At 70.0% G+C, this 26,758-nt stretch carries 23 protein-coding genes; 12 read left to right on the top strand and 11 right to left on the bottom strand.

All coding sequences use genetic code 11. The features are described 5' to 3' along the window. The first annotated feature begins 269 nt into the window (after positions 1-269). The 5 genes from DFR72_RS25445 to DFR72_RS25465 all read left to right on the top strand — a co-directional run bounded on the left by DFR72_RS25445 (position 270) and on the right by DFR72_RS25465 (position 5,068). Entirely contained in the window at positions 270-1,109 is an 840-nt protein-coding gene (locus DFR72_RS25445) for a helix-turn-helix domain-containing protein (protein ID WP_090066966.1), read from the top strand. Positions 1,110-1,510: 401 nt separating this feature from the next. Next, on the top strand, positions 1,511-2,113 hold the full coding sequence (gene pgsA / locus DFR72_RS25450) for a phosphatidylinositol phosphate synthase (protein WP_090066967.1): 603 nt from the start codon (positions 1,511-1,513) through the stop codon (positions 2,111-2,113). Then, positions 2,110-3,012 carry a phosphatidylinositol mannoside acyltransferase gene (locus DFR72_RS25455; protein ID WP_090066968.1) on the top strand — a complete coding sequence of 301 codons (903 nt, stop codon included), beginning with the start codon at positions 2,110-2,112 and terminating at the stop codon, positions 3,010-3,012. The genes pgsA and DFR72_RS25455 overlap by 4 nt, the downstream gene beginning before the upstream one ends. After that, positions 3,009-4,121, top strand: a complete 1,113-nt coding sequence (locus DFR72_RS25460; protein ID WP_090066969.1) for a glycosyltransferase family 4 protein — start codon at positions 3,009-3,011, stop codon at positions 4,119-4,121. Before DFR72_RS25455 ends, DFR72_RS25460 begins: the two co-directional genes overlap by 4 nt. After that, the gene (locus DFR72_RS25465; RefSeq protein ID WP_090066970.1) at positions 4,118-5,068 is read left to right on the top strand and encodes an NUDIX hydrolase; all 951 of its coding nucleotides are present in this window, start codon (positions 4,118-4,120) and stop codon (positions 5,066-5,068) included. Before DFR72_RS25460 ends, DFR72_RS25465 begins: the two co-directional genes overlap by 4 nt. Here the strand turns inward: DFR72_RS25465 and DFR72_RS25470 are convergent. The 5 genes from DFR72_RS25470 to DFR72_RS25490 form a co-directional block, all read right to left on the bottom strand. Then, entirely contained in the window at positions 5,028-7,085 is a 2,058-nt protein-coding gene (locus tag DFR72_RS25470; RefSeq protein WP_090066971.1) for a tetratricopeptide repeat protein, read from the bottom strand. The genes DFR72_RS25465 and DFR72_RS25470 overlap by 41 nt on opposite strands. Positions 7,086-7,153: 68 nt before the next feature. After that, on the bottom strand, positions 7,154-8,146 hold the full coding sequence (locus tag DFR72_RS25475) for a TIGR03842 family LLM class F420-dependent oxidoreductase (RefSeq protein WP_090066972.1): 993 nt from the start codon (positions 8,144-8,146) through the stop codon (positions 7,154-7,156). Between the two features lie 15 nt (positions 8,147-8,161). Continuing rightward, a complete protein-coding gene (hydA, locus tag DFR72_RS25480) occupies positions 8,162-9,547 on the bottom strand; it encodes a dihydropyrimidinase (protein WP_090066973.1) in 1,386 nt (461 codons plus the stop codon). Beyond that, positions 9,544-10,386 carry a nitrilase-related carbon-nitrogen hydrolase gene (locus DFR72_RS25485; protein ID WP_090066974.1) on the bottom strand — a complete coding sequence of 281 codons (843 nt, stop codon included), beginning with the start codon at positions 10,384-10,386 and terminating at the stop codon, positions 9,544-9,546. Before DFR72_RS25485 ends, hydA begins: the two co-directional genes overlap by 4 nt. Next, entirely contained in the window at positions 10,383-11,891 is a 1,509-nt protein-coding gene (locus DFR72_RS25490) for an NCS1 family nucleobase:cation symporter-1 (protein WP_090066975.1), read from the bottom strand. Before DFR72_RS25490 ends, DFR72_RS25485 begins: the two co-directional genes overlap by 4 nt. Positions 11,892-12,035: 144 nt before the next feature. Here DFR72_RS25490 and DFR72_RS25495 point away from each other — a divergent pair, with 144 nt between their 5' ends. Then, positions 12,036-12,578 (top strand): hypothetical protein, encoded by a 543-nt coding sequence (locus DFR72_RS25495; RefSeq protein ID WP_090066976.1) that lies wholly within the window; start codon positions 12,036-12,038, stop codon positions 12,576-12,578. Between the two features lie 3 nt (positions 12,579-12,581). Here DFR72_RS25495 and DFR72_RS25500 read toward each other — a convergent pair whose 3' ends face one another. Next, on the bottom strand, positions 12,582-13,085 hold the full coding sequence (locus DFR72_RS25500) for an RDD family protein (RefSeq protein WP_090066977.1): 504 nt from the start codon (positions 13,083-13,085) through the stop codon (positions 12,582-12,584). 36 nt (positions 13,086-13,121) lie between these two features. Further along, a complete protein-coding gene (locus DFR72_RS25505) occupies positions 13,122-13,739 on the bottom strand; it encodes a class I SAM-dependent methyltransferase (RefSeq protein WP_090066978.1) in 618 nt (205 codons plus the stop codon). Positions 13,740-14,180: 441 nt separating this feature from the next. Here DFR72_RS25505 and DFR72_RS25510 point away from each other — a divergent pair, with 441 nt between their 5' ends. Next, positions 14,181-14,633: a hypothetical protein gene (locus DFR72_RS25510; protein WP_090066979.1), complete on the top strand. Its 453-nt coding sequence runs from the start codon at positions 14,181-14,183 to the stop codon at positions 14,631-14,633. Positions 14,634-14,664: 31 nt separating this feature from the next. On the opposite strand, the gene DFR72_RS25515 is transcribed toward DFR72_RS25510, so the two are convergent. Further along, positions 14,665-16,257: a PucR family transcriptional regulator gene (locus tag DFR72_RS25515; protein ID WP_090066980.1), complete on the bottom strand. Its 1,593-nt coding sequence runs from the start codon at positions 16,255-16,257 to the stop codon at positions 14,665-14,667. A 107-nt stretch (positions 16,258-16,364) separates the two neighbouring features. Here DFR72_RS25515 and DFR72_RS25520 point away from each other — a divergent pair, with 107 nt between their 5' ends. From DFR72_RS25520 to DFR72_RS25535, 4 genes are all read left to right on the top strand, one after another. Further along, positions 16,365-17,648: an aspartate aminotransferase family protein gene (locus DFR72_RS25520; protein WP_090066981.1), complete on the top strand. Its 1,284-nt coding sequence runs from the start codon at positions 16,365-16,367 to the stop codon at positions 17,646-17,648. Continuing rightward, complete coding sequence (locus DFR72_RS25525; protein WP_425459915.1) at positions 17,645-19,144, top strand: CoA-acylating methylmalonate-semialdehyde dehydrogenase; 1,500 nt, start codon at positions 17,645-17,647, stop codon at positions 19,142-19,144. The genes DFR72_RS25520 and DFR72_RS25525 overlap by 4 nt, the downstream gene beginning before the upstream one ends. A gap of 233 nt (positions 19,145-19,377) precedes the next feature. Next, entirely contained in the window at positions 19,378-19,887 is a 510-nt protein-coding gene (locus DFR72_RS25530; protein ID WP_090066982.1) for a DapH/DapD/GlmU-related protein, read from the top strand. Between the two features lie 48 nt (positions 19,888-19,935). Further along, the gene (locus DFR72_RS25535; RefSeq protein ID WP_090066983.1) at positions 19,936-20,574 is read left to right on the top strand and encodes a class I SAM-dependent methyltransferase; all 639 of its coding nucleotides are present in this window, start codon (positions 19,936-19,938) and stop codon (positions 20,572-20,574) included. On the opposite strand, the gene DFR72_RS25540 is transcribed toward DFR72_RS25535, so the two are convergent. Beyond that, positions 20,529-22,586: an elongation factor G-like protein EF-G2 gene (locus tag DFR72_RS25540; protein ID WP_090067109.1), complete on the bottom strand. Its 2,058-nt coding sequence runs from the start codon at positions 22,584-22,586 to the stop codon at positions 20,529-20,531. The genes DFR72_RS25535 and DFR72_RS25540 overlap by 46 nt on opposite strands. A gap of 248 nt (positions 22,587-22,834) precedes the next feature. Between DFR72_RS25540 and pdxS the strand changes: the two genes are divergently transcribed. After that, a complete protein-coding gene (gene pdxS / locus DFR72_RS25545; RefSeq protein WP_090066984.1) occupies positions 22,835-23,728 on the top strand; it encodes a pyridoxal 5'-phosphate synthase lyase subunit PdxS in 894 nt (297 codons plus the stop codon). A gap of 58 nt (positions 23,729-23,786) precedes the next feature. Here the strand turns inward: pdxS and DFR72_RS25550 are convergent, their stop codons facing one another. Both DFR72_RS25550 and helR read right to left on the bottom strand, forming a co-directional pair. Then, positions 23,787-24,359, bottom strand: coding sequence for an LppU/SCO3897 family protein (locus DFR72_RS25550; protein ID WP_143086776.1), 573 nt, complete (start codon positions 24,357-24,359; stop codon positions 23,787-23,789). 116 nt (positions 24,360-24,475) lie between these two features. Beyond that, positions 24,476-26,647 (bottom strand): RNA polymerase recycling motor ATPase HelR, encoded by a 2,172-nt coding sequence (helR, locus tag DFR72_RS25555; RefSeq protein WP_245983485.1) that lies wholly within the window; start codon positions 26,645-26,647, stop codon positions 24,476-24,478. Between the last annotated feature and the right edge of the window lie 111 nt (positions 26,648-26,758).

The following is a 26,758-nucleotide window of genomic DNA, read 5'->3' on the forward strand; positions in this document are numbered from 1 at the left end:
CCGTGATTGAAAGTCGTACTAATTGTTGGACAAAAGAGTGACAAAAACCACTCAGGTTGTCTGGACTGGACAATCAAGGCTGTTTCCACGTGAGGCGGAATGGCTTTCGATTGCATCTTTCGGGTGCATTTCTCCAGTCGATCGAGACGTAACAGCAGCACAAAGCGATTCCAGGTAGGTGAGATCACCCACCTGGAGGTGTCAACTGCGAGTCAAGTCCCCGCCTATGGCCGATCGTCTCACCGTGTGCGAATGGTTACGGTGCGAACATGACCGCACCTGAGCGTTCGCGATTAGCGAGAGAGCGGCTTTCGCGTGAACTACGCCGGTTGCGCACCGAGGCGAAGATGACCGGCACGGCCACCGCCCGTGCCACCGGGATGAGCCAGTCCAAGCTGTCGAAGATCGAGAACGGCATGCTGCTCCCGTCCGTGACGGACGTGGAGCGTCTCGTGGCGGAACTGGCCGCCGCGAGAGAGACGCGCATCGAACTGGTCGAACTCGCCAGGTCGCTGCACGCGGAGGCGGAAACCCGCCGCGTCGTGCTGCACCGAGGAGCGCACCGCCACCAGCAGACGATAAGCCGCGTGGAGGCGCGGGCCGCGACGTCGAGGTTCTTCCAGGTCAACCTGGTGCCCTCACTGCTGCAGTCCGAGCCCTACCTGCGGACCGTGCTGGGGACGATGCCGCACTCGGAGCACGAGGCCGCGGTGGCCGCGCTGCGCACCCGCCGATCCCGGATGGACGACCTGGCGAAGCAGTTCGTGTTCGTGCTCTCCGAGAGCGCGCTGCGCTGGCGGATGGGCTCGGCGGAGCTGATGGCGGAACAGGTGGAACACCTGGCCGCGATCCAGCGCCGCCCGAACGTCCGGCTCGGCGTCGTGCCGTGGTCGGCGGACGCGAACGTGGTCGCTTTGCACGGGTTCCACATCTACGACGAGCGAGTGGTCACGGTCAGCGTGCTGACCGGCAACGCCACCATCACCGACCCGCTGGACGTGCGCGAGTACCTCGCGTTGTTCGGGCGGCTGGAGAGGCTGGCGGTGCGAGGGGAGGAGTTGCAGGGGTTGCTGAAGCGCATCGCCGAGGACCACCGCCGGCTCGGGTAGCCCGGCTCGGATAGCCCGGCTTGGCTGGAGAACGTCCGCCGGACGCTTTCCGGCTGGAGGGTCTGCGGCCGGAGGGATTTCCGCGAGGGGTTCGGACGGGCTGTTCGTGAGTGCTGTCGCCGATTGGGGACGGCGCTCGCACGGCCCGCCCTCGCCCGCCCCGGAGCCTGTGCGCACGTGATCCCCGGACGTCCCGCTCTGGCGGAGGCGCTTCGGAGTCCGCTGCCACCCGCGAGCCTGTCGGCTGTGTTCCCTCCGCAGGGGTGCTGCCTCTCGACCGTGGATGCTGCCGCCTGACCGCCGGTGCCGCCGCCCTCCTGTCGGCTCCGCCGCCCGCCCGTGGCTGGTGCGCTCACCCGCGAGCGGTGCGTTTCACCAGTCCAGCTAGGCTGCGACCTGCCATGCTGAACATCTTCGCTCGCGCGTCCGTCTCGCGCGTCACCGATCCGATCGGGGCGTGGCTGCTGGCGCGTGGCCTCACGCCCAACGCCGTGACCGTGGCCGGCACCATCGGTGCCGTCGCGAGCGCGCTGTGGTTCATCCCCCGCGGGCAGCTGTTCGTGGGCTGCGCGCTGGTGACGTTCTTCGTGCTGCTCGACCTGATCGACGGCGCCATGGCCCGCGCGCAGGGGCCCACGAAGTTCGGTGCCGTGCTCGACGCCACCTGTGACCGCATCGCGGACGGGGCGCTGTTCGCGGCGCTCACCTGGTACGCGTTCGACACCGGCGACCGGTGGACGGCCGCGGCCGGGTTCATCTGCCTGGTGGCCTCGCAGGTCATCTCGTACGTCAAGGCGCGCGCCGACGCGACCGGGCTCTCCGCCGACGGCGGGCTGGCCGAGCGGGCCGAGCGGTTCATCATCGCGTTGCTCGGCGCCGGGGTGCAGGGCCTGGGCGTGCCGCACCTGATGGCCGTCTCGCTGTGGCTGCTCGCGGCGTTGACGGTCGCGACGGTGCTGCAGCGGATCTTCGCGGTCGCGAAGTCGGCGCGGGAGGCCGCGTGAACCTCGCGACCCTCGGGTACAGCGCCGGGTGGCGGCTGATCCGCCTGTTGCCCGAGTCGTGGGCGCGCGGGTTGTTCCGCGCGGGCGCCGACTACGCGGTGAAGCGCGGTGGCGCGAGCATCGACCAGCTGCGCACGAACCTGCGGCGGGTCGTGCCGCGCGCGGGTGAGGACGAGCTCGACGAACTGGTGCGCGACTCGCTGCGGTCCTACGCGCGGTACTGGTGCGAGGCGTTCCGGCTGCCGTCGATGGACATCCGCGCCGCGCACGAGAACCACAGGTTCCAGGTGTCCGGTCAGGAGAACCTCGACGCGGCGCTGGCGAACGGCACCGGTGCGATCGCCGCCCTGCCGCACAGCGGCAACTGGGACATGGCGGGCGTCTGGCTCGTCGGCCACTCCGGCACGTTCACGACGGTGGCCGAGCGGCTGAAGCCCGAGTCGCTGTACCGCAAGTTCTTGGAGTTCCGCGAGACGCTGGGCTTCGAGGTGCTGCCGACCAGCGGCGGTGACCGTCCACCCGCGACGGTGCTCGCCGAACGCCTGCGCGCCAACAAGGTCGTCTGCCTGCTGGCGGACCGCGACCTGACGTCGTCCGGCGTGCCCGTGACGTTCTTCGGCGAGCAGACCCTGATGCCCGCGGGCCCGGCACACCTGGCCGCGACGACGGGCGCCGCGCTGCTGCCGGTCGGCTGCTGGTTCACCGAGGACGGCTGGCACTTCCGCATCCACCCGCCGATCAAGGTCAGCACCGTCCAGGCCGCCACGCAGGCCGTCGCGGACGTGTTCGCCGCCGACATCGCCGCGCACCCTGCCGACTGGCACATGCTGCAGCAGCTGTGGCTCGCCGACCTGCCCGAGAAGCGTCGCGCCGCCCTCGCCCGGAGGCTTTCGCGGTGAAGGTCGGCATCGTCTGCCCGTACTCCTTGGACGTGCCGGGGGGAGTGCAGGCGCACGTCGTCGATCTCGCGCGCGCCCTGATCGGCCTGGGGCACGAGGTGAACGTCTTCGCGCCCGCCGACGACGACCAGGCGCTGCCGCCGTTCGTCACGTCCGCCGGCCGCGCGGTCGCCATCCCGTACAACGGCTCGGTGGCACGCCTCAGCTTCGGGCCCGTCTCGTACGCGCGGGTCCGCCGCTGGATCGACGACCACGAGTTCGACGTCCTGCACCTGCACGAACCGACCGCGCCGTCGCTGTCGTTCCTGGCACTGGTGGTCGCGGACGGCCCGATCGTCGTCACCTTCCACACCTCGACGCCGCGCTCCAAGATGCTCTCGGCGTTCCAGGGCGTGCTGCAGCCGTTCCTCGAGAAGGTCACCGCACGCATCGCCGTCTCGGCGCTGGCCCGCCGCGTCCAGGTCGAGCACCTCGGCGGTGATGCGGTGGAGATCCCGAACGGCGTCGACGTCGACTTCTTCGCCTCCGCGTCCACTTTGGACGGCTATCCGCGCGCCGGTGGCACCCTCGGCTTCGTCGGCCGCTACGACGAACCGCGCAAGGGCATGCCGATCCTGTGGGAGGCGTTCGGCCTGATCGCCGACGAGTTCCCGGACCTGCGCCTGCTCGTCGTGGGCCGCGGCGAGCACGAGTTCGACGGTCCCTTCGCCGACCGGGTCGACCTGCTGGGCCAGGTCAGCGACGAGGACAAGGCGCGGATGCTGCGTTCCGTGGACGTCTACGTCGCCCCGAACACGGGCGGCGAGTCGTTCGGCATCATCCTGACCGAGGCCATGTCGGCCGGTACCGCGGTCGTGGCCTCGGACCTCGACGCGTTCCGCCGCGTGCTGGACGACGGCAAGGCGGGCGTGCTGTTCCCGGTGGGTGACGCGCAGGCGCTGGCCGACGCGCTGCGCCCGGTGCTGCGGGACTCGGCACTGCGGGCCGAGTACGTCGACGTCGGCTCTCAACGGGTGCAGGCCTTCGACTGGTCCGTCGTCGCCTCGCAGGTGCTGCGCGTGTACGAGACGGCCATCGCCGCCGACCCGCGCCGGGTGAGCGAGGCATGACCACCGCACTCGTCGTAGTCGTCCTGGCCCTGCTGTTCGCCGCCTGGGTCCTCTCGATCGCGAACCGCCTCGACCGCCTGCACGTCCGCACCGACGCCGCCTGGGCCGCCGTCGACGCCGCCCTGGCCCGCCGGGCCGTCGTGGTCCGCGCGCTGCTGGACCCCGGACTCTCCGCCGCCGCGTCGAAAGCCGAGACCGCCTCGCGCGCCGACCGGGAATCCGCCGAGAATGAACTCTCCGCCCTGCTGGGCGCGCTGGACCGGTCCGCCCTTCCCGCGGCGCTGGCCGGCGAACTGTCCGACGCCGAAGAACGCGTGATGCTCGCCCGCCGCGTGCACAACGACGCCGTGCGCGACACGTTGTTGCTGCGCCGCCGCCGGGTCGTCCGCTGGCTGCGCCTGGCCGGCACGGCGCAGCAACCGTCGTACTTCGAGATCGCCGAGCCGGCGGCCCCGTCGGACGCCGTGATGCTCACGCCTCGGCCGTCCGCACGCGTTGTCCTCACGAACACCGAAGGCCGGGTGCTGCTCTTCCAGGGCTTCGATCCCGCCCGCCCCCAGGAGCTCTTCTGGTTCACCGTCGGCGGTGGCGTCGAGGAGGGCGAGGAACTGCGGGACACGGCGGTGCGCGAGGCCTTCGAGGAGACGGGGCTCAAGCTCGCGCCGGAGCAGCTGACCGGCCCGATGTGGCGCCGTCGTGCGGTGTTCAGCTTCGACGGCAGGACGTTCGACGCCGAGGAGTGGTTCTTCCACGCCACCGTCGACGGCGAGCTGGCTGTCGACACCTCGGGTTTCAACGACGTCGAGGAGACCATCATCTCCGGCCACCGCTGGTGGAGCGCCGAGGAACTGCGGTCCACAGAGGACACGGTGTACCCGGTGCAGCTGGCAGAACTGCTGCCCGAGCTCACCCGGGACTGGGACGGCCGGACTCGCCCGGTTCGCTGACGCCACGCCAGTGCTCCAGTTTTTCGCGAGTCGCGCGGACGTCGGGGTGGTGTTCGCCGAGGACCCTGATCTGGTCCTCGACCAGCTCCTGGAACTCCACCACCGCGCCGTCCGGATCACCGGTCAGCGCCCGCCACTGAGCGAGGCTCCACCGGGTCCACAGCGTGCGCGGGTGATCCGCGCCCAGCACTCGGATCTGGTCCTCCAGCAGGTCTTCCAACTCGTCGGCCGCGTCGTCCACCGCGCCGGCGTCGCCGAGGACGGCGGCGAGGCCGTAGCGCGCTTCCAGAGCGCCGGGATCGTCCGGGCCTTTGACGCGTTCCAGATCCCGCAGCAGTGCCTCGAACGTCTCCACCGCGCGGTCGTGGTCACCTGTTTTCGCCTGCGCGAACGCGAGGTTGTGGCGAGTGGTCAGCGTGATCGAGTGATCCGGTCCGAGCACCCGCATCTGGTCGAGGAACAGGTCGCGGAACGCGGTGACCGCCCCGGCCCTGTCACCCGAGACACCGAGCCAGTGGGCGTGGTTGTTGCGGACTCTCAGCGTCTCGACGTGGTCCGGCCCGAACAGCCGCGTGAAGTCGGCGGACAGGGCCCGGAACCCTTCGGCCGCCGCGGCCGCGTCGCCTCCGTTGCCACGCCAGCCGGCGGCGTTGAAGCGGCACATCAAGGTGTCGAGGTGATCAGGACCCAGGTACCCGGCAGCGGTGGCCTGGAGATCGTCGAAGTAGCGGACGGCGTCCGCGTGGTACCCGGCCGCACCAAGGCTCCTGCCCGCGAGGAACAGCACGAAGTGGCCCTCGGGGCGCCACAGGTGCACGCCACCGGCGTTGGCGAGCGCCTGGGCGTTGGCCCGCAACACCTGGCCCAGCAACGGATCCGTGACGACCTCCGGCCATGCCTGCTCCAGCGCGTCCGCGGCGGCTTTGACCACCACCCCGGCCCGTTCGTCGGACCACGCCGCGCGGGTGGCGCGCTGCACGAGCGAATGCACCCGCACCTCGCGTGACAGCGCCCCTTCGCTGAAGGTGACCAGACTCAGCCGGTGCAGGCACCCGAGCCCGTCCCGTGCGCCGGCCTCGTCCACGCCGAGGAAGTCGAGCACCGCCCGCGTCGTGAAGACCGCCACCGGAATCCCGTTGGCGTCCAGCACGCTCGCGACGTCGAGCAACGGCCGCACCACCCCGGTGCGCGCGAGCCGGTCGGCCTGCTCGACCGCCAGCGACCAGGTCGCGGCACTGGGATCGAGCCGTTCTGGCAGGAGAGCGCGGTACTCGGCGCACGACAGGTGGTTGTCCAGCATGTTCGCCGCGGCCTGGGCCAGCGCCACCGGCAACCCGCCGAGATCGCGCACCAGCCCGTCGTCGTCCAGCAGCGCGGGCTGGTCGGCCAGCGCCGTTCGCAGGTAGGCGATCCCCTCGTCCTCGGTGAAGGCCTCGACGGAGACCAGCCGCCGCTGGTGCCCGCGCAGCACGGCGTCCCGGCGCGGCGTGGTGACCACCACCTGCCCACCGGACGGCGGCCACAGCCCGTCGAGGTCGCCGGGCGTCCGCAGGTCGTCCAGCACGACGAGCCACGGTTCGTGCGTGCCCGCCAGCCACTCCAGGAACGTGCGCGCGCCCCGCTCCGGATCGGGGTCGTCGACACCGAGGACCTTCGCGGCCGCATCGGCGTAGCCGGAGACGATCGCCTCGCGCGAGGTCGCCGTGACCCACACCAGCAGGTCGACCTCACCGGCGACCCACTGCCGTTCGGCGTGGTCCGCGGCCAGCTGGCTCTTGCCCACGCCCGGCAGCCCGGACAGCACCGTCACCGGGGCGTCGAGGTCGACCGGCCGTTGCTGGAACGCGGCCGCGCGGGGAGGCACCAGGCCGCACCGCAGCGGAAGAGCGGCCCGGGCGGGACCGGGGTGCTGGTGGTGGTGGAAGTCGCCGGTGACCGCGCCGACCTGCAGGACCATCCCGTGCACGTCTCCGTGCACGGTGTTCTCCACGGACTGGGTGAGCGGCTCGTCAGGCATCAAGACCAGTATCCCGGCAACGCGTGCCGGACGTGCCCTCCGCTGTTGCGGGCACGTCCGGCACACCGCTACACCGCCGGGATGACCGCCGATCCGTAGGCGTCGCGCGTCTTGTCCTTCTCGTCGTGCATCAGGTAGAGCGCGAAGTTGTCGACGCCGATCTCCTTCAGCTCCTGCAGGCGGTCGACGTGCGCCGACTCCGGCCCGACGAGGCAGAAGCGGTCCACGATCGCGTCCGGCACGAAGTCGGTGGAACGGTTGCCCGCCTTGCCGTGGTGGGAGTAGTCGTAACCCTCGCGGTCCTTGATGTAGTCGGTGAGGGCCTTGGGCACGACGCCCGAATCGCCGTACCGCGCGACGAGGTCCGCGACGTGGTTGCCCACCATGCCGCCGAACCACCGCAGCTGGTCGCGCTGGTGGCCGAGGTCCGTGCCGACGTAAGCCGGTGCCGCCACGCACATCGTGATCGCCGACGGGTCACGCCCGGCGGCCACCGCGGCCTCGCGGACCGACCCGATCGTCCAGCGGGCGATGTCCGGGTCGGCGGTCTGCAGGATGAAGCCGTCGGCCTGCTCGCCGACCATCTTCAACGCGCGCGGACCGTACGCGGCCATCCACATCTCGAGCTTTCCGTTGCGCACCCACGGGATCTGCACGGGTGTGCCGTGGTGCTCGACCTCCCGGCCCTCCGCCAGCTCCTTGATCACGTGCATCGCGTCGCCCAGTGTCGCGAGCGTCGCGGGCTGCTGGCCGATCACGCGGCGGGCCGAGTCGCCGCGGCCGATGCCGCAGACCGTGCGGTTGCCGAACATGTCGTTCAGCGTCGCGAACAGCGAGGCGGTCACCGACCAGTCGCGGGTCGACGGGTTCGTGACCATCGGGCCGACGACGAGGTCGCGGGTGGCCGACAGCACCTGCGAGTAGATGACGAACGGTTCCTGCCACAGCACGCAGGAGTCGAACGTCCAGCCGTAGCGGAAGCCGCAGTCCTCGGTCGCGCGGAGGCCTTCCACCACGTCCCGCGCCGGCGGGTCGGTCTGCAGCACTACACCGAAGTCCACGGGTGACCGCCTTTCTCAGACGAGGTACTGGTTGAGGTCGCGGGAGACGAAGCGGCCGTGGCCCGTCGAGCCGTGGTACGCGCCGTCCGCGATCACCTTGCGGCCGCGGGAGAACACGGTGTCGACCTTGCCGGTGACCTCGAAGCCCTCGTAGGCCGAGTAGTCCACGGCCATGTGGTGGGTGTCGGCGGAGATCGTCTGGGAGGCCTTGGGGTCGTAGACCACCACGTCCGCGTCGGCTCCCGGTGCGATGACGCCCTTGCGCGGGTACATGCCGAACATCCGCGCGGGAGTCGTGGAGACGATCTCGACCCAGCGTTCGCGGGTGATCTCGCCCTTCACGACGCCCTGGTGCAGCAGGTCGACGCGGTGTTCGACGCCGGGCATGCCGTTGGGAATCTTGGAGAAGTCGCCGACGCCGAGCTGCTTCTGGTCCTTGAAGCAGAACGGGCAGTGGTCGGTGCTCACCACCGAGAGGTCGTTGGTGCGCAGGCCGCGCCACAGCGACGACTGGTGCTCCTTGGGCCGCAACGGAGGCGACGCCACGTACTTCGCGCCCTCGAAGCCCGGCCGGGCCAGGTCCTCCAGCGAGAGGTACAGGTACTGCGGGCACGTCTCGGCGAACACGTTCTGGCCCGTGTCCCGCGCCGCCGTCACGGCGTCGAGCGCCTGCGAGGCCGACAGGTGCACGATGTACAGCGGGGAACCGGTCACCTTGGCGAGCTGGATCGCGCGGGAGGTGGCCTCGCCCTCCAGCTCCGGCGGCCGGGTCAGGCCGTGCTGCACCGGGTCGCCCAGCCCCGAGGCCAGCGCCTGCGCGACGAGCTGGTCGATCGCGATGCCGTTCTCCGCGTGCATCATGATCGTGGCGCCGGTCTCGCGGGCCTTCTGCATGGCGCGCAGGATCTCGCCGTCCGTCGCGTAGAAGACTCCGGGGTAGGCCATGAACATCTTGAAGCTGTTCACGCCCGCCGCGATGCACGAGTCCATCTCCTTGAGCGACTCGTCGGTCACGTCGGAGACGATCATGTGGAAGCCGTAGTCGACGGCGCAGTTGCCGTCCGCCTTGCTGTGCCACTTGTCCAACGTGGACAGCAGGCTGCTTCCCTTGGGCTGTACGGCGAAGTCGACGATCGTGGTCGTGCCGCCCCATGCCGCCGCCGTCGTGCCGGTCTCGAAGGTGTCCGCGGACTGGGTGCCGCCGAACGGCATCTCCATGTGCGTGTGCGCGTCGATGCCGCCCGGGATGACGTACTTCCCGGCCGCGTCGACGACTTCGTCGGCCTGGACGGAGAAACCGGGCGTGACGAGCGCGGCGATGTGCTCGCCGTCGATCAGCACGTCGGCGGCGTGCGAGCCGGTCGCGTTGATGACCAGGCCGTTGCGGATCAGAGTGCTCACGGGGTCACCAGGCCCTCGTAGGTGTCGGGGCGGCGGTCGCGGTAGAACGCCCACGTGTCCCGGACCTCGGTCAGCAGGTCCAGGTCGAGGTCGCGCACCACGAGCTCTTCCTCGGTGTCGGACGCCGCGTCGCCGACGAGCTGGCCGCGCGGCGAGACGAAGTACGTCTGGCCGTAGAACTCGTTGTCACCCAGCGGTTCCACGCCCACCCGGTTGATCGCGCCGACGAAGTACTCGTTCGCGACGGCCGCGGCGGGCTGCTCCAGCTTCCACAGGTACTCGCTCAGCGAACGCGAGGTCGCGGACGGGTTGAAAACGATCTTCGCGCCCGCCAGGCCGAGTGCGCGCCAGCCCTCGGGGAAGTGGCGTTCGTAGCAGATGTAGACGCCGATCCGCCCGACCGCCGTGTCGAACACGGGATAACCGAGGTTGCCGGGCTTGAAGTAGAACTTCTCCCAGAACCCCTTCACCTGCGGGATGTGGTTCTTGCGGTACTTGCCGAGGTACGTGCCGTCCGCGTCGATCACGGCGGCGGTGTTGTAGTAGACACCCGGCTGTTCCACCTCGTACATCGGCACGATCAGCACGATGTTGTTCTGCGCGGCGACTTCCTGCATCAGCGCCGTTGTCGGGCCGTCCGGGATCGACTCGGTGTAGGAGTAGTAGTCCGCGTCCTGGACCTGGCAGAAGTACGGGCCGTAGAAGAGCTCCTGCAGGCACAGCACCTGCGCGCCCTGGGAGGCGGCAGCGCGGATGTGCTCGACCGCGTTCGCGATCATCGACTCCTTGTCGCCCGTCCACTTCTGCTGGACGAGCGCCGCCCGGATGATGTTGCTCACCTGGTCGTCTCCTTTGCCGTGGTGTCCTTCAGAGCGAGGAAGACCAGGAAGCCGGCCGCGAAGCCGACGACCCAGTTGTAGTCGTAGAGGGGCTTGAGGAACGGGATGAGCCCGTCCACCGGGAACGGCCCTCCGTGGGCGCCGCCGACCGCGAGCACCGAGCCCACGAGCGTCGCCAGCACGGCACGCCAGTTCCAGCCGCCGTTGAACCAGTACGCGCCCCTGCCGTCGAGGTAGAGGTCGGTGAGCTCCAGGTGCGTCTTCTTGATCACCCAGTACCCGGCGACGAACACACCGGCCACCGAGGCCAGCAGGCCGCCGTAGAACCCGAGCCACGCGAAGATGTAGATGTTCGGGTCGGAGATCAGCCGCCACGGCTGGATCACGATGCCGATGACACCGGTGATCAGGCCGCCGATCGCGAACGTGATCCTGCGCGGGAAGGCGTTCGAGAAGTCGTACGACGGGCTGACGACGTTCGCCGCGAGGTTCGCCGAGATCGTGGCCAGCACCAGCGACACCAGCGCGATGATCACCAGGAACGTGTTGTCGAAGCGGGACGCGAGGTCCGCGGGGTCCCAGATCGCTTCGCCATACAGGGCCTGCGCGCCCGACGTCGTCAGGATCGCGACGATGGCGATGAACGACATGGTGGTCGGCAGGCCGAGGAGCTGCCCGATCGCCTGTTTCCTCTGGCTACCGCCGAACCGCGTGAAGTCCGGCATGTTCAGCGACAGCGTCGACCAGAACGCGATCATGCCCATCAGCGCGGGGAAGAAGACCTTCCAGAAGTCCGGGCCCCAGCCGAGCTTGCTGGGCGTCTCGAGGATCGGCCCGAAGCCGCCCGCCTTCACCAGCACGTAGCCCAGCAGGATGAGGAACCCGATGCTGACCAGCGGCGCCGTCCAGTTCTCGAACCGCCGGATCGCCTCCATGCCGCGCCAGATCACCAGCATCTGCACGACCCAGAAACCGAAGAAGCACAACCACAACGTCCACGGCTGCCCGCCGATCTGCGACGCCTTCGTCCAGCCGTCGCCGGTCAGCCGCCCGATGATCACGTGCAGCGCCTTGCCGCCCACCCACGTCTGGATGCCGAACCAGGCGCAGGCGATGAACGCGCGCAGCAACGCCACCAGGTTCGCGCCGCGGATGCCGTAGAAGGCGCGGGCGAACACGGGGAACGGGATCCCGTACTTCGTGCCCGCGTGGCTGTTGAGCAGCATGGGGACCAGCACGATCAGGTTGCCCAGGGTGATCGTGACGAAGGCCTGCACCCAGTCCATGCCGATCGCGATCAACGACGCCGCGAGCGTGTAGCTGGGGATGTTGTGCGCCATGCCCATCCACAGCGCGAAGAAGTTGTACGTCGTCCATGTCCGCTGCTCGACGGGCACGGGCGCGAGCTCGGGGTTGTAGAACCTGCTGTCCTTGATGGGACCTGCGTCGCTCAGTTCGACGCGGCCATCAGGTGTGACCTGGGGCGGTGAGGACTCGACTGCCATCGTTCAACCCCCTGTTACGCTGCTGAAACAACGCCAACCCGGTCGGATTCCATCCCGGAATCCTGGGTCCGCCGCCGCAGGTGTGGCAGTGTCAGAGTGTCCACGCTTGTCATGATCGGCGCACATTGTGTTCCACTGGCGACCGTGGGGATCTCGCGGCGCGCCGTCCTGCTCGGTGGCGCGGGCATGGTGGGAGCAGCGGGGACGTACGGCGCGCTGACCCCGCGGGGCCGTCGTCTGCTCGGCTGGACAGGCCCCGACGGCGTGGTGCCGTCCGTCGAACCTGTACCCGTTCAGCCCATGCCATGGGGTGCGTGGATGGGTGCGGCCGGGCCGGTGGTGCTCGTGCTGCACGGGCGTGGCGGCAGCGTCGCGTGGTGGGAGGAGCTCGGGCTGCCCCGGTTCCTGCAGGGGTGCGGGTTCCGGTGCGCTGTGGTCAACGGTGGTGAGGATTACTGGGTGGGGTTCGACCCGCTCGCGCCGTTCGAGGCCGCTCTCGGTGTGTCGATGGGCGGGTTCGGGGTGCTCGACATCGCTTCTCGTCACTTGAGGTATCGGAAGCGCACGAACCGTTGCGGCACAAGGCAGCCACGACGTCACCGGTCGGTGTGTGGTGTGGCCGGGAGGCTGTCGGTTCGTTCGAACACGACGTCGGTTATCGGCGGCGCGTGCTGCCGGACGCGTTGAGGTTCATCGGGCAGCGACTTTGAGCCGCACCACGGCCGTGCCCGCCTTGCGGTCGTGCCAGGTCCGCGTGCCACGCAGGTCGAGCGCCTCCACGACGGACAGCACCAGCAATACGAACCCACCCACCAACAGCAACGACGACAACCATCCCGCAGACCCCGGCCCGACGTGCTCCCCGATGACGACCCACGGCTGCTGCCAGCCGAGCCCCGCCATCAACGCAGGCTCCCGCCAGCCCAGCCCGGTCAGCACGAGCACCACACCGGCGCCCGGCAGCGCGGTCGTGACGAGCGTGCGCGCCAGCGCCCGTCTGAGACTCAGTCCGGACGCGGGACCCACGACCCGCAGCCCCGTCAGGACTTTGCCGAGGGTGTTCAGCCGGAGCAGCAGAGCGTCGTAGACCGCCGCGCAGAGCACCACCAGCACGGGTTCGTGGACCAACGGCCAGGCCACGACCAGCACCAGGAGCCAGTCGAGCAGTCGGGCGATCAGCCGGCGAACGAGCATGATTCACGCTAAGCGGCGGAAGTCCGTCATAAGTGGTCAGTTCATGGCCAGTTGCCGCACGAACTCGGCGACCCACCTGCCGTTGTCACGCCTGACCGAACGCGGCCTCAGCCCGTCGCCCGCGAACGCCTCGACCTCCGCGGGCGTGAGCGGCCACGGCGGACCGTCCGGCTCGGGACCCTCGTCGCGCGCCACCGCGAGGACCAGCAGCGTCGAGCCGGTCAGCGCCGAGACCCGCGCGGTCGCCTCGGCGTGCAGGGCGACGGGCAGCGCCTGCACCGTCATGTTCTCCACGACGAGGTCGAACGCGCGGTGCCACTCGGCGGGCGGGTCCAGCAGGTCGGCGACCACGTAGGAGACGGACGACTCCGGGTAGCGCTTCCGGACCGCGGCCACGGCGGTGGGGGAGATGTCGAACGCGGTCACCTCGAAGCCCAGCGAGGCCAGGAACTCCGAGTCGCGGCCGTAACCGCAGCCCACGACCAGGGCGCGCTGACCGGTGCCGTCGAGGCCGTCGGCCCACTCGACGAGGTGCGGTTGCGGGTTCGGGATGTCCCACGGGACGGAGGCCTTGCCGGCCTCGGCCTCGGCGTAGAGGTCCTCGAACCAGCCGGTCGGGTTGGCGGCCTGCAGGCGTCGGTCATCGGGAAGCATGACCCACTTCTACCGAACCGCCGCGCGGCGCGCGCCCGAGTTGCGCGATTCCACCGGGGCCGTCGCCCACCGGAAGGGTCCGAGGAGAGGCTGCGGCGAGTCCGATCGGGACAGTGCCGGCCGCACCTCTTTCAGCGGTAGAACGAAGTGACGCAGCGATCTCACCTGATAGAGGTGTCGGATGCCGTCCGATGTGTACCGGCGGTGACCGGAGGGCGTGCGCTCGGAGGCGGCCACCGGTCAGATTTCGTCGTGGTGTTGCAGGGTGCGAACGCTCGCTTTGGCCAGGTCACCGATGCTCCAACGGGTCACACCGAGACCGTAGGACCTCCCGTGGCGTGAGGTTCAAGCCCTGAACACCCGATCGAGCGGGTTAATTCGCGAACCGAACGCGCCGATGAAATCGAAGATCGGTCCCCAAAAACCAGATTGAGGAAAACTGTGTCTCGTTCCGGACTGTTCCGTGCCGCCGCCCTGCTCGCCGCCAGCGCCGCCCCGCTCCTCGCGGGTTCCGCCGGCGCCGCCGAGCTGCCGCAGCTGAACACCGGCGTTCCCGAGGTCGGCGCGGACAAGCTGGTTTCCGGCGCCACCCAGCTCGCCAACCCGCTCGACGCCGCCAGCGCGGTCCAGCTGCCGCACGTCGGCGCGCCCGTGGCCTCCGACCTGCCGGTCCCCGCCCTCCCGGCCGTGCCGGCCGTCGCGCAGGAGCGCTCGGTTCCCCACCCCATCGCGGCCGAGGTCGGCCATGTCGCAGGGCTGCCGGACCCGCGCGAGCTGCCGGGCACCGCGAACGTCGGCAACCTGCCGTCGCCGCCGCTGTCCGACCTGCCGACCAACAACGTCGTGCCGAACCCGGCCGTCCTCTCGGGCACCTTGCCGACGATCAACGGCTGAGTTCACACGTCGAAAATGGGCCCGTGCGCGCTCACGGGCCCATTTCGTGCACCAGCAGGGCGACGTACAGCGACAGCACGGACTCCGGGTCCTCCAGCGAGACGCCGAGAACCTGCTCGATCCGGCCCAGCTGCTGGTAGTACGCCGTCCGGGACAGGTGGGCCGCCGCCGCGGCCGCCGACTTGTTGCCGCCGTTCTCGCACAGGCACCGCAGCAGCTCCACGAGCCGGGAGCCCTGGACCGAGTCCCGTGCCAGCAACGGCCCGAGCTCGCGGTCCGCGAACGCCCGCACCCGTTCGTCCTCGCGCAGTAGGTGCAGGAGCCCGCGCAGCCGCACGTCGTCGAGCCGGTGGTAGAGCTGCGATCCCGGTGCCCGCAAAGCGGCCCCGGCCACGTGCGCGGCCTCGCCGAGAGAGCGGCGAACGTCCGTTGTGGACGTCACGGTCGTGCCGACGGCGATGACCACGGAGAACGCCGCGGTCCGGTGGATCTCGCGCGCGACCTTGCGCAGAACGCCTTCCACGCCCACGGTCATCGGCACCGACAGCAGTGCACGCACCGAGATGTCGTCCACGACGCCGACCAGCGCCGCGACCGTGACCCGGCGGGCCGCCAGCGCCGTCGCCTCCGCGAGATCGCGCAGCACCTCCTGGGTGGCGAGCGTCTGCCCCTGCAGCATGGACACCGGCCGGACCGCGACGCCGATCAGCTGCCGCCGTTCCAGCGGCACCCCCAGCGCCGCCGCCCGCGCGCCCAGGTCCGGTGACTGCGGTGCCTGGCCGAGCAGCTGCGCCAGCAGCGTGCGGTGCGTCTGCCGTTCCAGCGACTCCCGGTCGCGCGCCACGAGCCGGTGCACCGCCAGCGCGGACGCGGCGCGTTCGGCGACCACGACGTGCCGGTGCGGTGGGGGTTCGGGCGAGACCATCACGAGCCGGCCCCAGTCCGCGCCGCGCGCCCCGACGATCGTGATCAGCCAGCCGGACTCGGTGTCGTAGGCGGTCCGCTCGGTCACCGTGACGGCCCGCGAGCGCGCCGCCCAGTCGTCCAGCAGGGTCACCGGGTCGTGCCCGGCGGCGTCGTAGGCGAGCACGTCGTGGCCGAGCGTCTCCAGCACGACCGCCAGTCCGGACGTCCGCGCCACCTCGCGCAGCACCTCGGAGGGTTCGGCGCCCGCGACCGTCAGCGCCGTGAACGTCTCGTGCACCTGCTCCGCGGCCCGCAGCTCGGCCAGCTGGGCGTCCACGATCAACCCCACGACGGCCTCGGTCACCGCCACGTACTTGGTCTCCTCGGTGAGCGTGACCAGCGGCAACCCGTGCCGTTCGGCCGCTGTGACGAGCGCGCCCGGCACGTCGTCGCGCCACCGCCGTCCCAGCTCGACGACGAGGCCCGCGCACCCGACGGCGGCCAGTTCCTCGACGTAGCGGGCGAGGCCGGACTCGGGCAGCATCACGCCGGTCGTGAGCACCAGCTCGCCGCCGCGCAGCAGCGGCGCTATGTCTGCGATCTCCGCCACGTGCACCCACCGCACGCGACGGCTGAGACCGGCCGATCCGGCCACCAGACGCGGCTTTCCCTGCCGGATCACCGGCAGAGCGACGACTTCGGCAACCGTCGGGTACATGGACACAACGTAATGCCAACCAGCCGATCCGGGTACAGGTTGTGCATGGCGGCGCACCCGGTGCGCCAGCAGACTCCGAGGCAGGCGTCAGACCCCTGGAGGACGAGATGGCCCACAAGGAGCTGCTGGCACGACACCGCGCGGTCATGCCGAAGTGGCTGGCCCTCTACTACGACGAGCCCATCGAGATCGCGAGCGCCAGCGGGCGCCGGGTGACTGACCGCGAGGGCACGACCTACCTGGACTTCTTCGCCGGCATCCTGACCAACGCCATCGGCTACGACGTCGCGGAGATCAGCGACGCGATCCGGTCGCAGCTCGACACCGGCGTGCTGCACAGCTCCACGCTCTACCTGATCCGCTCGCAGGTCGAGCTGGCCGAGAAGATCGCGGAACTGAGCGGCATCCCGGACGCCAAGGTGTTCTTCACCAACTCGGGCACCGAGGCCAACGAGACCGCGCTGATGCTCGCCACCCAGGCGCGTCGCAGCGAGCAGGTCCTGGCGCTGCGCAACAGCTACCACGGCCGTGCGTTCGCCACGATCGCCATCACGGGCAACCGCGGCTGGTCGGCGTCCGCGTTGTCGCCGATCAAGGTCAGCTGGGTGCACGGCGGCTACCGCTACCGCTCGCCGTTCAGGGCGATGGACGACAAGGACTACATCAGGGCCTGCGTCGAGGACCTGCGCGAGATCATCGAGACCACCACGTCCGGCGACGTCGCGTGCATGATCGCCGAGCCGATCCAGGGCGTCGGCGGCTTCACGTCCCCGCCCGACGGCCTGTTCCGCGCGTTCAAGGACGTGCTGGACGAGTACGGGATCCTGTTCATCTCCGACGAGGTGCAGACGGGCTGGGGCCGCACCGGCGAGCACTTCTGGGGCATCCAGGCGCACGACGTGGTGCCGGACGCGATGACGTTCGCCAAGGGCCTCGGCAACGGCCTGGCGATCGGTGGCGTCGTGGCCCGCGGCGACCTGATGGACACGATCAACGCCAACTCGATCTCGACGTTCGGCGGCAACCCGGTCTCCACGGCCGGCGCGCTCGCCACCGTCGACTACCTGCTGAGCCACGACCTGCAGGCCAACGCGGCCAAGCTCGGCTCACGGCTGCTCGGCGGCCTGCGCGAACTGGCCGAGAAGCACCCGGTCATCGGTGACGTGCGCGGCAAGGGCCTGATGGTCGGCGTCGAGTTCGTCGGACCCGAGGGCGAACCGAACGCCGGTGCCGCCGGTGTCGTCCTGGCCGAGGCGAAGGCGCGCGGACTGCTCGTCGGCAAGGGCGGCCTGTACGGCAACGTGATCCGCCTGGCCCCGCCGATGACGCTGACCGAGGAAGAACTCGAAGAGGCTCTCGGAATCCTGGCGCAGGCGGTGGAGCAGGCGTGATCAACACCCAGAAGTGGATCAGGCACCGCATCGGCGGCAAGCCCTGGGACGACGCTCCGGAACGTCTCGGCGACGTCTACGACCCGACGACCGGCAAGGTGGCCCAGCAGGTCGCCTACGCCTCGGTGTCCGAAGTGGACGCCGCGGTCGACGCCGCCGCGGAAGCGTTTGCGTCCTGGCGCAACGCGTCCCTGGCGCAGCGCTCGACGGTGATGTTCAAGTTCCGCGAGCTGCTGAACGACCGCAAGGGAGACCTCGCGAGGATCGTCTCGGCGGAGCACGGCAAGGTCGTGTCCGACGCGGGCGGCGAGATCCAGCGGGCGCTGGAGTCGGTCGAGTACGCGTGCGGCATCCCGACCCTGCTCAAGGGCGGGTTCAGCGAGAACGCGTCGACCCGCGTCGACGTCTACTCGATCCAGCAACCCGTCGGCGTGGTCGGCGTGATCTCGCCGTTCAACTTCCCTGCGATGGTCCCGCTGTGGTTCGTGCCGACCGCAATCGCTTGCGGCAACACCGTGGTGCTGAAACCGTCCGAAAAGGACCCGTCGGCGGCGAACTTCATCGCCGAGATGTTCGCTGAGGCAGGACTCCCGGACGGCGTCCTGAACGTCGTGCACGGCGACAAGGTGGCAGTCGACAGGCTTCTTGAACACCCGGCGGTGAAGGCGATCTCCTTCGTCGGCTCCACCCCGATCGCCCGCTACGTCTACGAGACCGGCACCGCGCACGGCAAGCGCGTGCAGGCGCTCGGCGGCGCCAAGAACCACATGGTCGTCCTGCCCGACGCCGACCTCGACCTGGCCGCGGACGCCGCCGTCTCCGCCGGCTTCGGCTCGGCCGGCGAACGGTGCATGGCGATCTCGGTCGTGGTGGCCGTCGGCGAGTCCGGTGACGCACTGGTGTCGAAGATCAAGTCCCGGATCGCCGACGTGAAGGTCGGCTCCGGGGCGTCGTGCGAGATGGGACCGCTGGTCACCGGCGTCCACCGGGACAAGGTCACGTCCTATCTGGACGCCGGCGTCTCCCAGGGCGCGGTGCTCGCGGTCGACGGCCGCGACCACCCGATCGACGGCGACGAGGGCGGGTTCTGGCTCGGCCCGACGCTGTTCGACCACGTCGGCACCGACATGACGATCTACACCGACGAGATCTTCGGCCCGGTCCTCTCGGTCGTCCGCTGCGGCACCTACGAGGAGGCCGTCGAGGTGGTGAACCGCAACCGGTACGGCAACGGCACCGCGATCTTCACCAACGACGGCGGCGCGGCCCGCCGGTTCCAGAACGAGATCGAGGTCGGCATGGTCGGCGTGAACGTGCCGATCCCCGTGCCGGTGGCCTACTACTCGTTCGGGGGCTGGAAGGAATCGCTGTTCGGCGACTCGCATGCGTACGGACCGCACGGCGTGCATTTCTTCACGCGCTCGAAGGTGGTCACCTCGCGGTGGCTCGACCCGTCGCACGGTGGCGTGAACCTGGGGTTCCCGCAGAACACCTAGGGCGTGTCCCGCAAGTCCCGTCCGCGATAGTCGCGGTCGAGGGCCCCGGAGGCGGCACCGCCGCAACACCCGAATACGCCCGGTATGAGGGCGCTGCGGCGGCACCGCCTCCGGGTCTCTCGACCGTGACTCTCATCGAACGGACTCACGGGACACGCCCTAGCGCGGTTTGCCGGGAGTCCCCGATCCCTGGTTCCTTCTCCTCGCACACGAGAAGAACCGGGGAAAGAGGGATGAAGTTGACTTTCGTGGAGAGGGTCCAGCGGGCGATCCGGCTGACCGAGGAGCTCAACGCGCTGCGGTACGCCGACCAGGAGGCGATCCGCGAAGGCTGGAGCGAACTCACCGGGCAGGACGTCGACGAGACGTTCCACCTCATCCCGCCCGTCTACTCCGACCACGGGGTCAACATCCGGATCGGGCGCAACGTCTTCGTCAACCAGGGCTGCCGCTTCAACGACATCGGCGGGATCGAGATCGGTGACGACGTGATGATCGGTCCCGCCGTCAGCCTCATCAGCTCCGGTCACCCGGTCGGTCCGGAGGAACGCCGCAGGGGTGTCACCTCGGCGCCGATCCGGATCGGCCGCAACGTCTGGATCGGCGCTTCCGCGATGGTCCTGCAGGGCGTGACGATCGGCGAGGACGCCGTCGTCGCGGCCGGGGCCGTGGTCACCCGCGACGTACCCGCCCGGACCCTCGTGGCCGGCGTACCCGCGGTGGTCCTCCGTGAGATCGACTGAGCACTGCTCGTTCGGCGTGGTTTCCCGCGGAACACCTAGGCTGGTGCGGTGAGCACTCGCCGCTCGTACGACCGCGTGGCCGCGCGCTACGCGGTCGAACTGAGCGGCGAGCTCGCGGGGAAGCCGCTGGACCGCGCCCTGCTCGACGCCGTCGCGGAGTCGGCGGACGGCCTGGTCCTGGACGTCGGCTGCGGGCCGGGTCACGTCGCGGCCTACCTGGCCGGACGAGTGCCCGTCGTCGGCGTCGACCTGTCACCGCGGATGTGCGCGCACGCCGACGTGCCCACCTGCGCCGGCGACATGACAGCGCTGCCCGTGCGAACCCGTTCGGTCTCCGCGCTCGTCTGCCTGTACGCGGTCATCCACCTCGACGCGGGGCAACGCGCGCAGGCCTACGCCGAGTTCGCACGGGTGCTACGGCCTGACGGGCAGGCACTCGTCGCGTTCCACGTGCGCGACGCGGAGACGCCGACGGGCCAGGAGAAGACCCTGACGCGGTGGTGGGACAGCGAGGTCGACCTGACCTTCCACTTCCTCGACCCCGGCGAGGAGACGCGTGCGCTGGCGGAGGCGGGCCTCACGGTGACGGCCCGCCTCGATCGCGCCCCGAATCCGCGTGTCGAGCACGCGAGCGACCGGGCCTACTTGCTGGCGCGCGCCGCCAGCGCCTCCGGCAGCGGGTCGTAGCGGGAGAAGTGGCGGGTGAACGTGCCGGTCCCCGACGTCAGCGACCGCAGTTCGATCGCGTACCGCAGCAGCTCGGACGACGGCACCTCGGCGCGGATCACCGTGCGCCCGCCCTCGTCCGCCTCGGTTCCGAGCACCCGTCCGCGCCGTCCGGACAGATCGCCCAGCACGGTGCCGAGGTGTTCGTCGGGCAAGCGGATCGTGACCTCGTCCATGGGCTCCAGCAGCTGGGTGCGGGCAGCGGACGCGGCCTCCTTCAGCGCCAGCGCGCCGGCGGTCTGGAAGGCCGCGTCCGACGAGTCGACGGAGTGCGCCTTGCCGTCCACGAGCGTCACCCGCACGTCGACGACAGGGGTGCCGTCGTGCAGGCCTCGCTCCAGCTGTGCGCGCACACCCTTTTCGACGGAGGGGATGAACTGGTGGGGGACCGAGCCACCGACGATCTTGTCCACGAACTCGAAGCCGGCGCCGCGGGGGAGCGGTTCGACCACGATGTCGCACACCGCGTACTGGCCATGACCTCCAGATTGCTTCACGTGCCGGCCGTGGCCTTTCGCGGGCCCGGCAAAGGTTTCGCGGAACGCGACGCGCACCGGTTCGGTGTCGATCTCCGCGCCGCCGGCCCTCAGCCTGGCCAGGACGACGTCGGCGTGCGCCTCGCCCATGCACCACAGGACCATCTGGTGCGTCTCGGCGTTGCGGTCCAGGCGCAGCGTCGGGTCGCTCGCGACGAGGCGGCTCATGTTGCGGGCCAGGTTGTCCTCGTCGCTGCGGGTGCGCGGCACGACAGCGATGGGCAGCAACGGTTCCGGCATGTTCCACGGCGCCATGAGCAGCGGCTGTTCGGGCGCGGACACGGTGTCGCCGGTCTCGGCGGTCGTCAGCTTCGTCAACGCGCACAGGTCGCCGGCGACGCAGTAGGGGACCTCGCGCAGGGACGAGCCGAGCGGCGAGTAGATGTGGGCCACGCGTTCGTCGGCGTCGTGGTCCTCGTGGCCGCGGTCGGCCATGCCGTGACCGGAGACGTGCACGGGGCGTTCGGGGCGCAAAGTGCCGGAGAAGACACGGACCAACGACACGCGGCCGACGTAGGAGTCCACTGCGGTGCGGACCACCTCGGCGACGAGTGGCCCGTCCGGGTCGGCGGCCATGCGGGGCTGCGGGATGCCGTCCACCGACGTCACGGACGGAAGTTCGTGCTCCAGCGGTGACGGGAACGCGCGCGCGATGCCGTCCATCAGTTCCACCAGGCCCATGCCGGTCGCGGCGCACACGGGCATCACGGGGTGGAACGAGCCGCGCGAGACGGCGGTCTCCAGATCGGCGATCAGCGTGTCCTGGTCGATCTCCTCGCCCGCCAGGTAGCGGTCCATGAGGGTCTCGTCCTCGCTCTCGGCGATGATTCCCTCGATCAACGCCGCGCGTTCGTCCGGGTAGTCCTCACCGGACGTCAGCAGCCCGACGAGTGCGTCGCCCTCCTGCATGTACAACGGCACAACGCCCGCGCCGAACGCCGCCTGGCACTCGATGACCTCGTTGACGAAGTTCGCACGGTGGTGGTCGGTGCGTGTGATGACGACGGCGCGAGGCATACCGACGAGAGCGCATTCCTCCCACAACGAGATGGTGGCCGCGTCGACGCCTTCGAAAGCGTTGACAACAAAAAGGGCCGCGTCCGCGGCCCGAAGTCCTGCCCTGAGCTCACCCACGAAGTCGACGTATCCGGGGGTGTCGATCAGGTTGATCTTGATGTCCCCGTGCTGGATCGGAGCCACGGCGAGGCCTACCGACCGTTGTTGTCGCACGGCCGCCGGGTCGTGGTCGCACACCGTGGTGCCCTCGGTGACCGACCCCGCGCGGGTCAGGACGCCGGTGGCGGCGAGCAGGGCCTCGGTGAGCGTCGTCTTGCCCGCCCCGGAGGGCCCCACGAGCACGACGTTGCGGACCTTGGCCGGGTCGTCCACAGCGACCGCGCCTGCCGATGTGCCGTTGTCGGAGTGCTTGCTTCCCATGGCGACCTCCGTCAAGTCGTAGTGTTCGATCTCACACCCGTTCACCTTCCGGGACAACCCCGCAGGCCCGATCGGATGCCCGCCAGCTCGCGAACACGTTTCACAGACTTGCGCCAGTGATGGGGCTCACGACCTGCGGTTGATCGGAAAGTGGCCTTCTGGATCGGGGCGCCAGTGGCTTGGGCGAGGGGGCCACAGCGGACGTACGGTGAGTTCACCAAGAGTTCCCCTCGTGAAAGGTTGCCCCGGTGAGCACTGATCAGGTCACGGGTACCGCCCGCGTCAAGCGCGGCATGGCCGAGATGCTCAAGGGCGGCGTGATCATGGACGTGGTCGACGCCACCCAGGCGAAGATCGCGGAGGACGCGGGCGCCGTCGCCGTCATGGCCCTCGAGCGCGTGCCCGCCGACATCCGCTCCCAGGGCGGCGTCGCGCGCATGAGCGACCCCGACCTGATCGACGGGATCATCAACGCCGTCTCGATCCCGGTCATGGCGAAGGCCCGCATCGGCCACTTCGTCGAGGCCCAGGTCCTCGCGTCGCTCGGTGTCGACTACATCGACGAGTCCGAGGTGCTGACCCCGGCCGACTACGCCAACCACATCGACAAGTGGGCGTTCACCGTCCCCTTCGTCTGTGGCGCGACGAACCTGGGCGAGGCCCTGCGCCGCATCACCGAGGGCGCGGCCATGATCCGCTCCAAGGGCGAGGCCGGCACCGGTGACGTCTCGAACGCCACCACGCACATGCGCAAGATCCGCCAGGAGATCCGCCGCCTGCAGAACCTCCCCGAGGACGAGCTCTACGTCGCCGCCAAGGAGCTCCAGGCGCCGTACGAGCTGGTCAAGGAGATCGCGCAGAACGGCAAGCTCCCCGTCGTGCTGTTCACCGCGGGCGGCATCGCCACCCCGGCCGACGCCGCGATGATGATGCAGCTCGGCGCCGAGGGCGTGTTCGTCGGTTCCGGCATCTTCAAGTCCGGCAACCCGGCCCAGCGCGCCGAGGCCATCGTGAAGGCCACCACCTTCCACGACGACCCCGACGTCATCGCGAAGGTGTCGCGCGGCCTGGGTGAGGCCATGGTCGGCATCAACGTCGACGAGATCCCGGAGCCGCACCGCCTCGCCGAGCGCGGCTGGTAGGTCCCAGGAACGAACGGAGAAGGGCGCGTCCCCGCGTGGGGCGCGCCCTTCTCCGTTCCTATGACGGCAGGTCGAAGCAGTACGTGGTCTTCGTTTCCCGGTACGCCAACGCCTTCACCGGGTCCGCGCCGCACGCCGCCTCGTCCACGGTGTTCGTGAGCACCCTCACCTTGACCGCCATGGTCGCGCCGCAGTCCACCACGGGGTTCTCGGCGGTGTGCCTGGAGAGCGTGAAGTCGTAGCACTCGCCGTCGAAGAACACCGGGATCAGGCACAGCTGCTCGCCGTTGAAGCCCTTGTCGTTGTTGTAGGTCGCGTACGCGCCCGGGTCGTCGCCGCACCGGTCGTCCAGAAGGCCGAGCACCTTGCTCACGGTGTAGTTGTGCAGCCTGCCGTCGCAGGAGACCTTCTCGTACTTCAAGTTGGTCTCCACGCCCGTCAGCTTCACGCAGTCGCCGACCGCCGTGCTCGGGGTGCTGTCTCCCGGGACCAGGAAGAAGACGGCGGACAGCATCGTGAGCAACAGGACGCCGAGGACGCCCACGATCACCAGGCCGACGCGAGAGGTCCTCGGTGCGGGAACAGCGGAGGCCGGGTGGCTGTGGGGCGGAGGGATGGACGGAGTCGTCATGGAATGCCCCCGGTGCGGCTCGGACGCGGATGTGATCGTCTGGCCGACGCGAGCAGTCCCCCCAGACTTCCGCCCATCCTAGGGCGGTGCGGGCCTTGCCCGGACCGCCTATCGGGTCATGTGCGCACCGTCTCGGTGAGCCCGGACAACGCGGCCGGCAACGCCTCGTGGTGCAGCACGCCGAGCCGTTGCGTGGCACGGGTGAGCGCCACGTAGAGCTCCGCCGCACCGCGCGGCCCGCCGGCCAGGATCCGTTCCGGCGCAACGACGAGCACCGAGTCGTACTCCAGGCCCTTGGTCTCCGAGGCGGGCACCGTGCCGGGCACGCCGGGCGGCCCGATCACCACGCTCGTCCCCTCGAACTCCGCCTCCTGCTTGGCGAACTCCTCGATGGCGCCGGCCAGCTCGTCCTCGGTCACCAGCCGCGACCACGGCTGGACACCGTTGGCGCGCACGGAGTCCGGCGCCTTCACGTCCGGCGCGAACTCGGCCAGCACCCGTGCCGCGACGGCCATGATCTCCGCCGGCGTGCGGTAGTTGACCGTCAGCGAGCGGTACTCCCAGCGGCCCGGCACGTACGGGTCGAGCATCTGACCCCACGACGTGGCGCCCGCCGCCGCACGACGCTGCGCCAGGTCGCCCACCACCGTGAAGGAACGGCCCGGACAGCGGCGCATCAGCACGCGCCAGTCCATTTCGGACAGTTCCTGTGCCTCGTCCACCACCACGTGCCGGTAGGTCCAGGCGCGGTCGGCCAGCGCGCGTTCCGCGAGCGTGCGCTGGTCGTGGTCCTCGAAGCGCTCGGCCAGGTCCTCGGCGAACAACATGTCCGAGGCGAAGAGGTGGTCCTCGTCGTCCATGTGGTCGAAGCGGCCGACCATGCTGTCGAGCACCTCGGCCGCGTACCGGGCCTCGGCCCGGCGTTCCGCCGCCGCGGCCTGGTCGTCGGCCTGCTCGGTGCCGTCCTTGCCCAGCAGGTCGTGCAGCTCGTCGAGCAACGGCACGTCCGAGACCGTCCACGGCTCGCCCTCGGCGCGCAGGAGCGACGGGTCCGCGCCCGCCGCCGCGAGCGCCTCCGCCGACGAGTACAGCTCGCCCAGCAGCTCGAACGGCGTCATGATCGGCCACAGGAAGTCCAGCGCCGCGACGAAGCTCTCGTCGTCGGCGAGGTCCTTGACCAGGCCGGAGCGCATGTCCTCCCAGGCCTGCTTGTCCGACCGGGACATCCAGCCCTTGCCGATGCGGCCGATCGCCCGCTCGGTGAGGACGTACGTGACGATCTCGCGGAACACCGCGCGGGCCTCGTTGTGCGGCAGGCCGCTGTCACGCGCCTCCTGCCGGGCCCACTCGGCGACGTCCGCGCCGATGTGGACGACGACGTCCTTCACGCCGATCGGGATCGGCTCCTCGGGAACGCGCTGCCGGGCGGCGATGGCCGCCTTCAGCACGCCGACCATCGCGCGCGAACCCTTGGTCCGCGCCACGTCCGGAGAGTCCTCGGCGGTCGCGAGCAGACCCGGCAGCAGGCTGCCCGCGGTCGAGAACACGACGTCCGACTCGCCCAGCGACGGCAGCACGCGGCTGATGTGGTTGAGGAACGCGGGGTTCGGGCCGACGACGAGCACGCCGTGCCGTTCCATGCGCTCTCGTTGCGTGTACATCAGGTACGCGACGCGGTGCAGCGCCACGACCGTCTTGCCGGTACCGGGGCCGCCCTCGATCACCAGCACGCCGGGGTGGTCGAGCCGGATGATCGCGTCCTGTTCGGACTGGATGGTCGCGACGATGTCGCGCATGCCGTCGCCGCGCGGCGCGTTCAACGCCTCCAGCAGGGCCACGTCCCCCTGCTCCTCGCCGAGCTTGCCGAACACCTCGTCGGTGAACCCGGCCAGGGCACGGCGGCGCGTGAGGAACTGACGGCGCCGGAGCATGCCCTCGGGCGTGGCCCCGGTGGCGGTGTAGAACGGCCGCGCCGCAGGTGCCCGCCAGTCGAGCAACGCCGGCTCGAACTCGTTCTCCTCGTCGAACAGCCCGATGCGCCCGATGTAGGAGCGTTCGCCGTCGACGCTGTCCAGCCGGCCGAAGCACAGGCCGTAGTCGGCCACGTTGAGGCGCTTCATCTCGCGGTGCCGGGCGCGCACCTCGTTGTCACGGTCCATCGCGGTCTCGCCGGTACCACCCAGCGCTGCCAAGTACGCGGCTTTCACGCGCGCGCGTTCCCCGTCGAGCCGCGCGTAGAGGTCGGCCACGTATTCACGCTCGGACTGCAGTTCTTCTTCGTAACCCACGTGCTCCCCAGTGCGCCTGTGTTCTGGCTGAGGCGATGAGTGTGAACGATGACTGGGGTCTTGTGGCAAGGCCCCCCTTCTGCTATAGGTTTGAGTGGGAAGGAACGGGTC

Origin of the sequence: Lentzea flaviverrucosa (assembly GCF_003350445.1) — a bacterium.
Taxonomy (GTDB): Bacteria; Actinomycetota; Actinomycetes; order Mycobacteriales; family Pseudonocardiaceae; genus Lentzea; species Lentzea californiensis.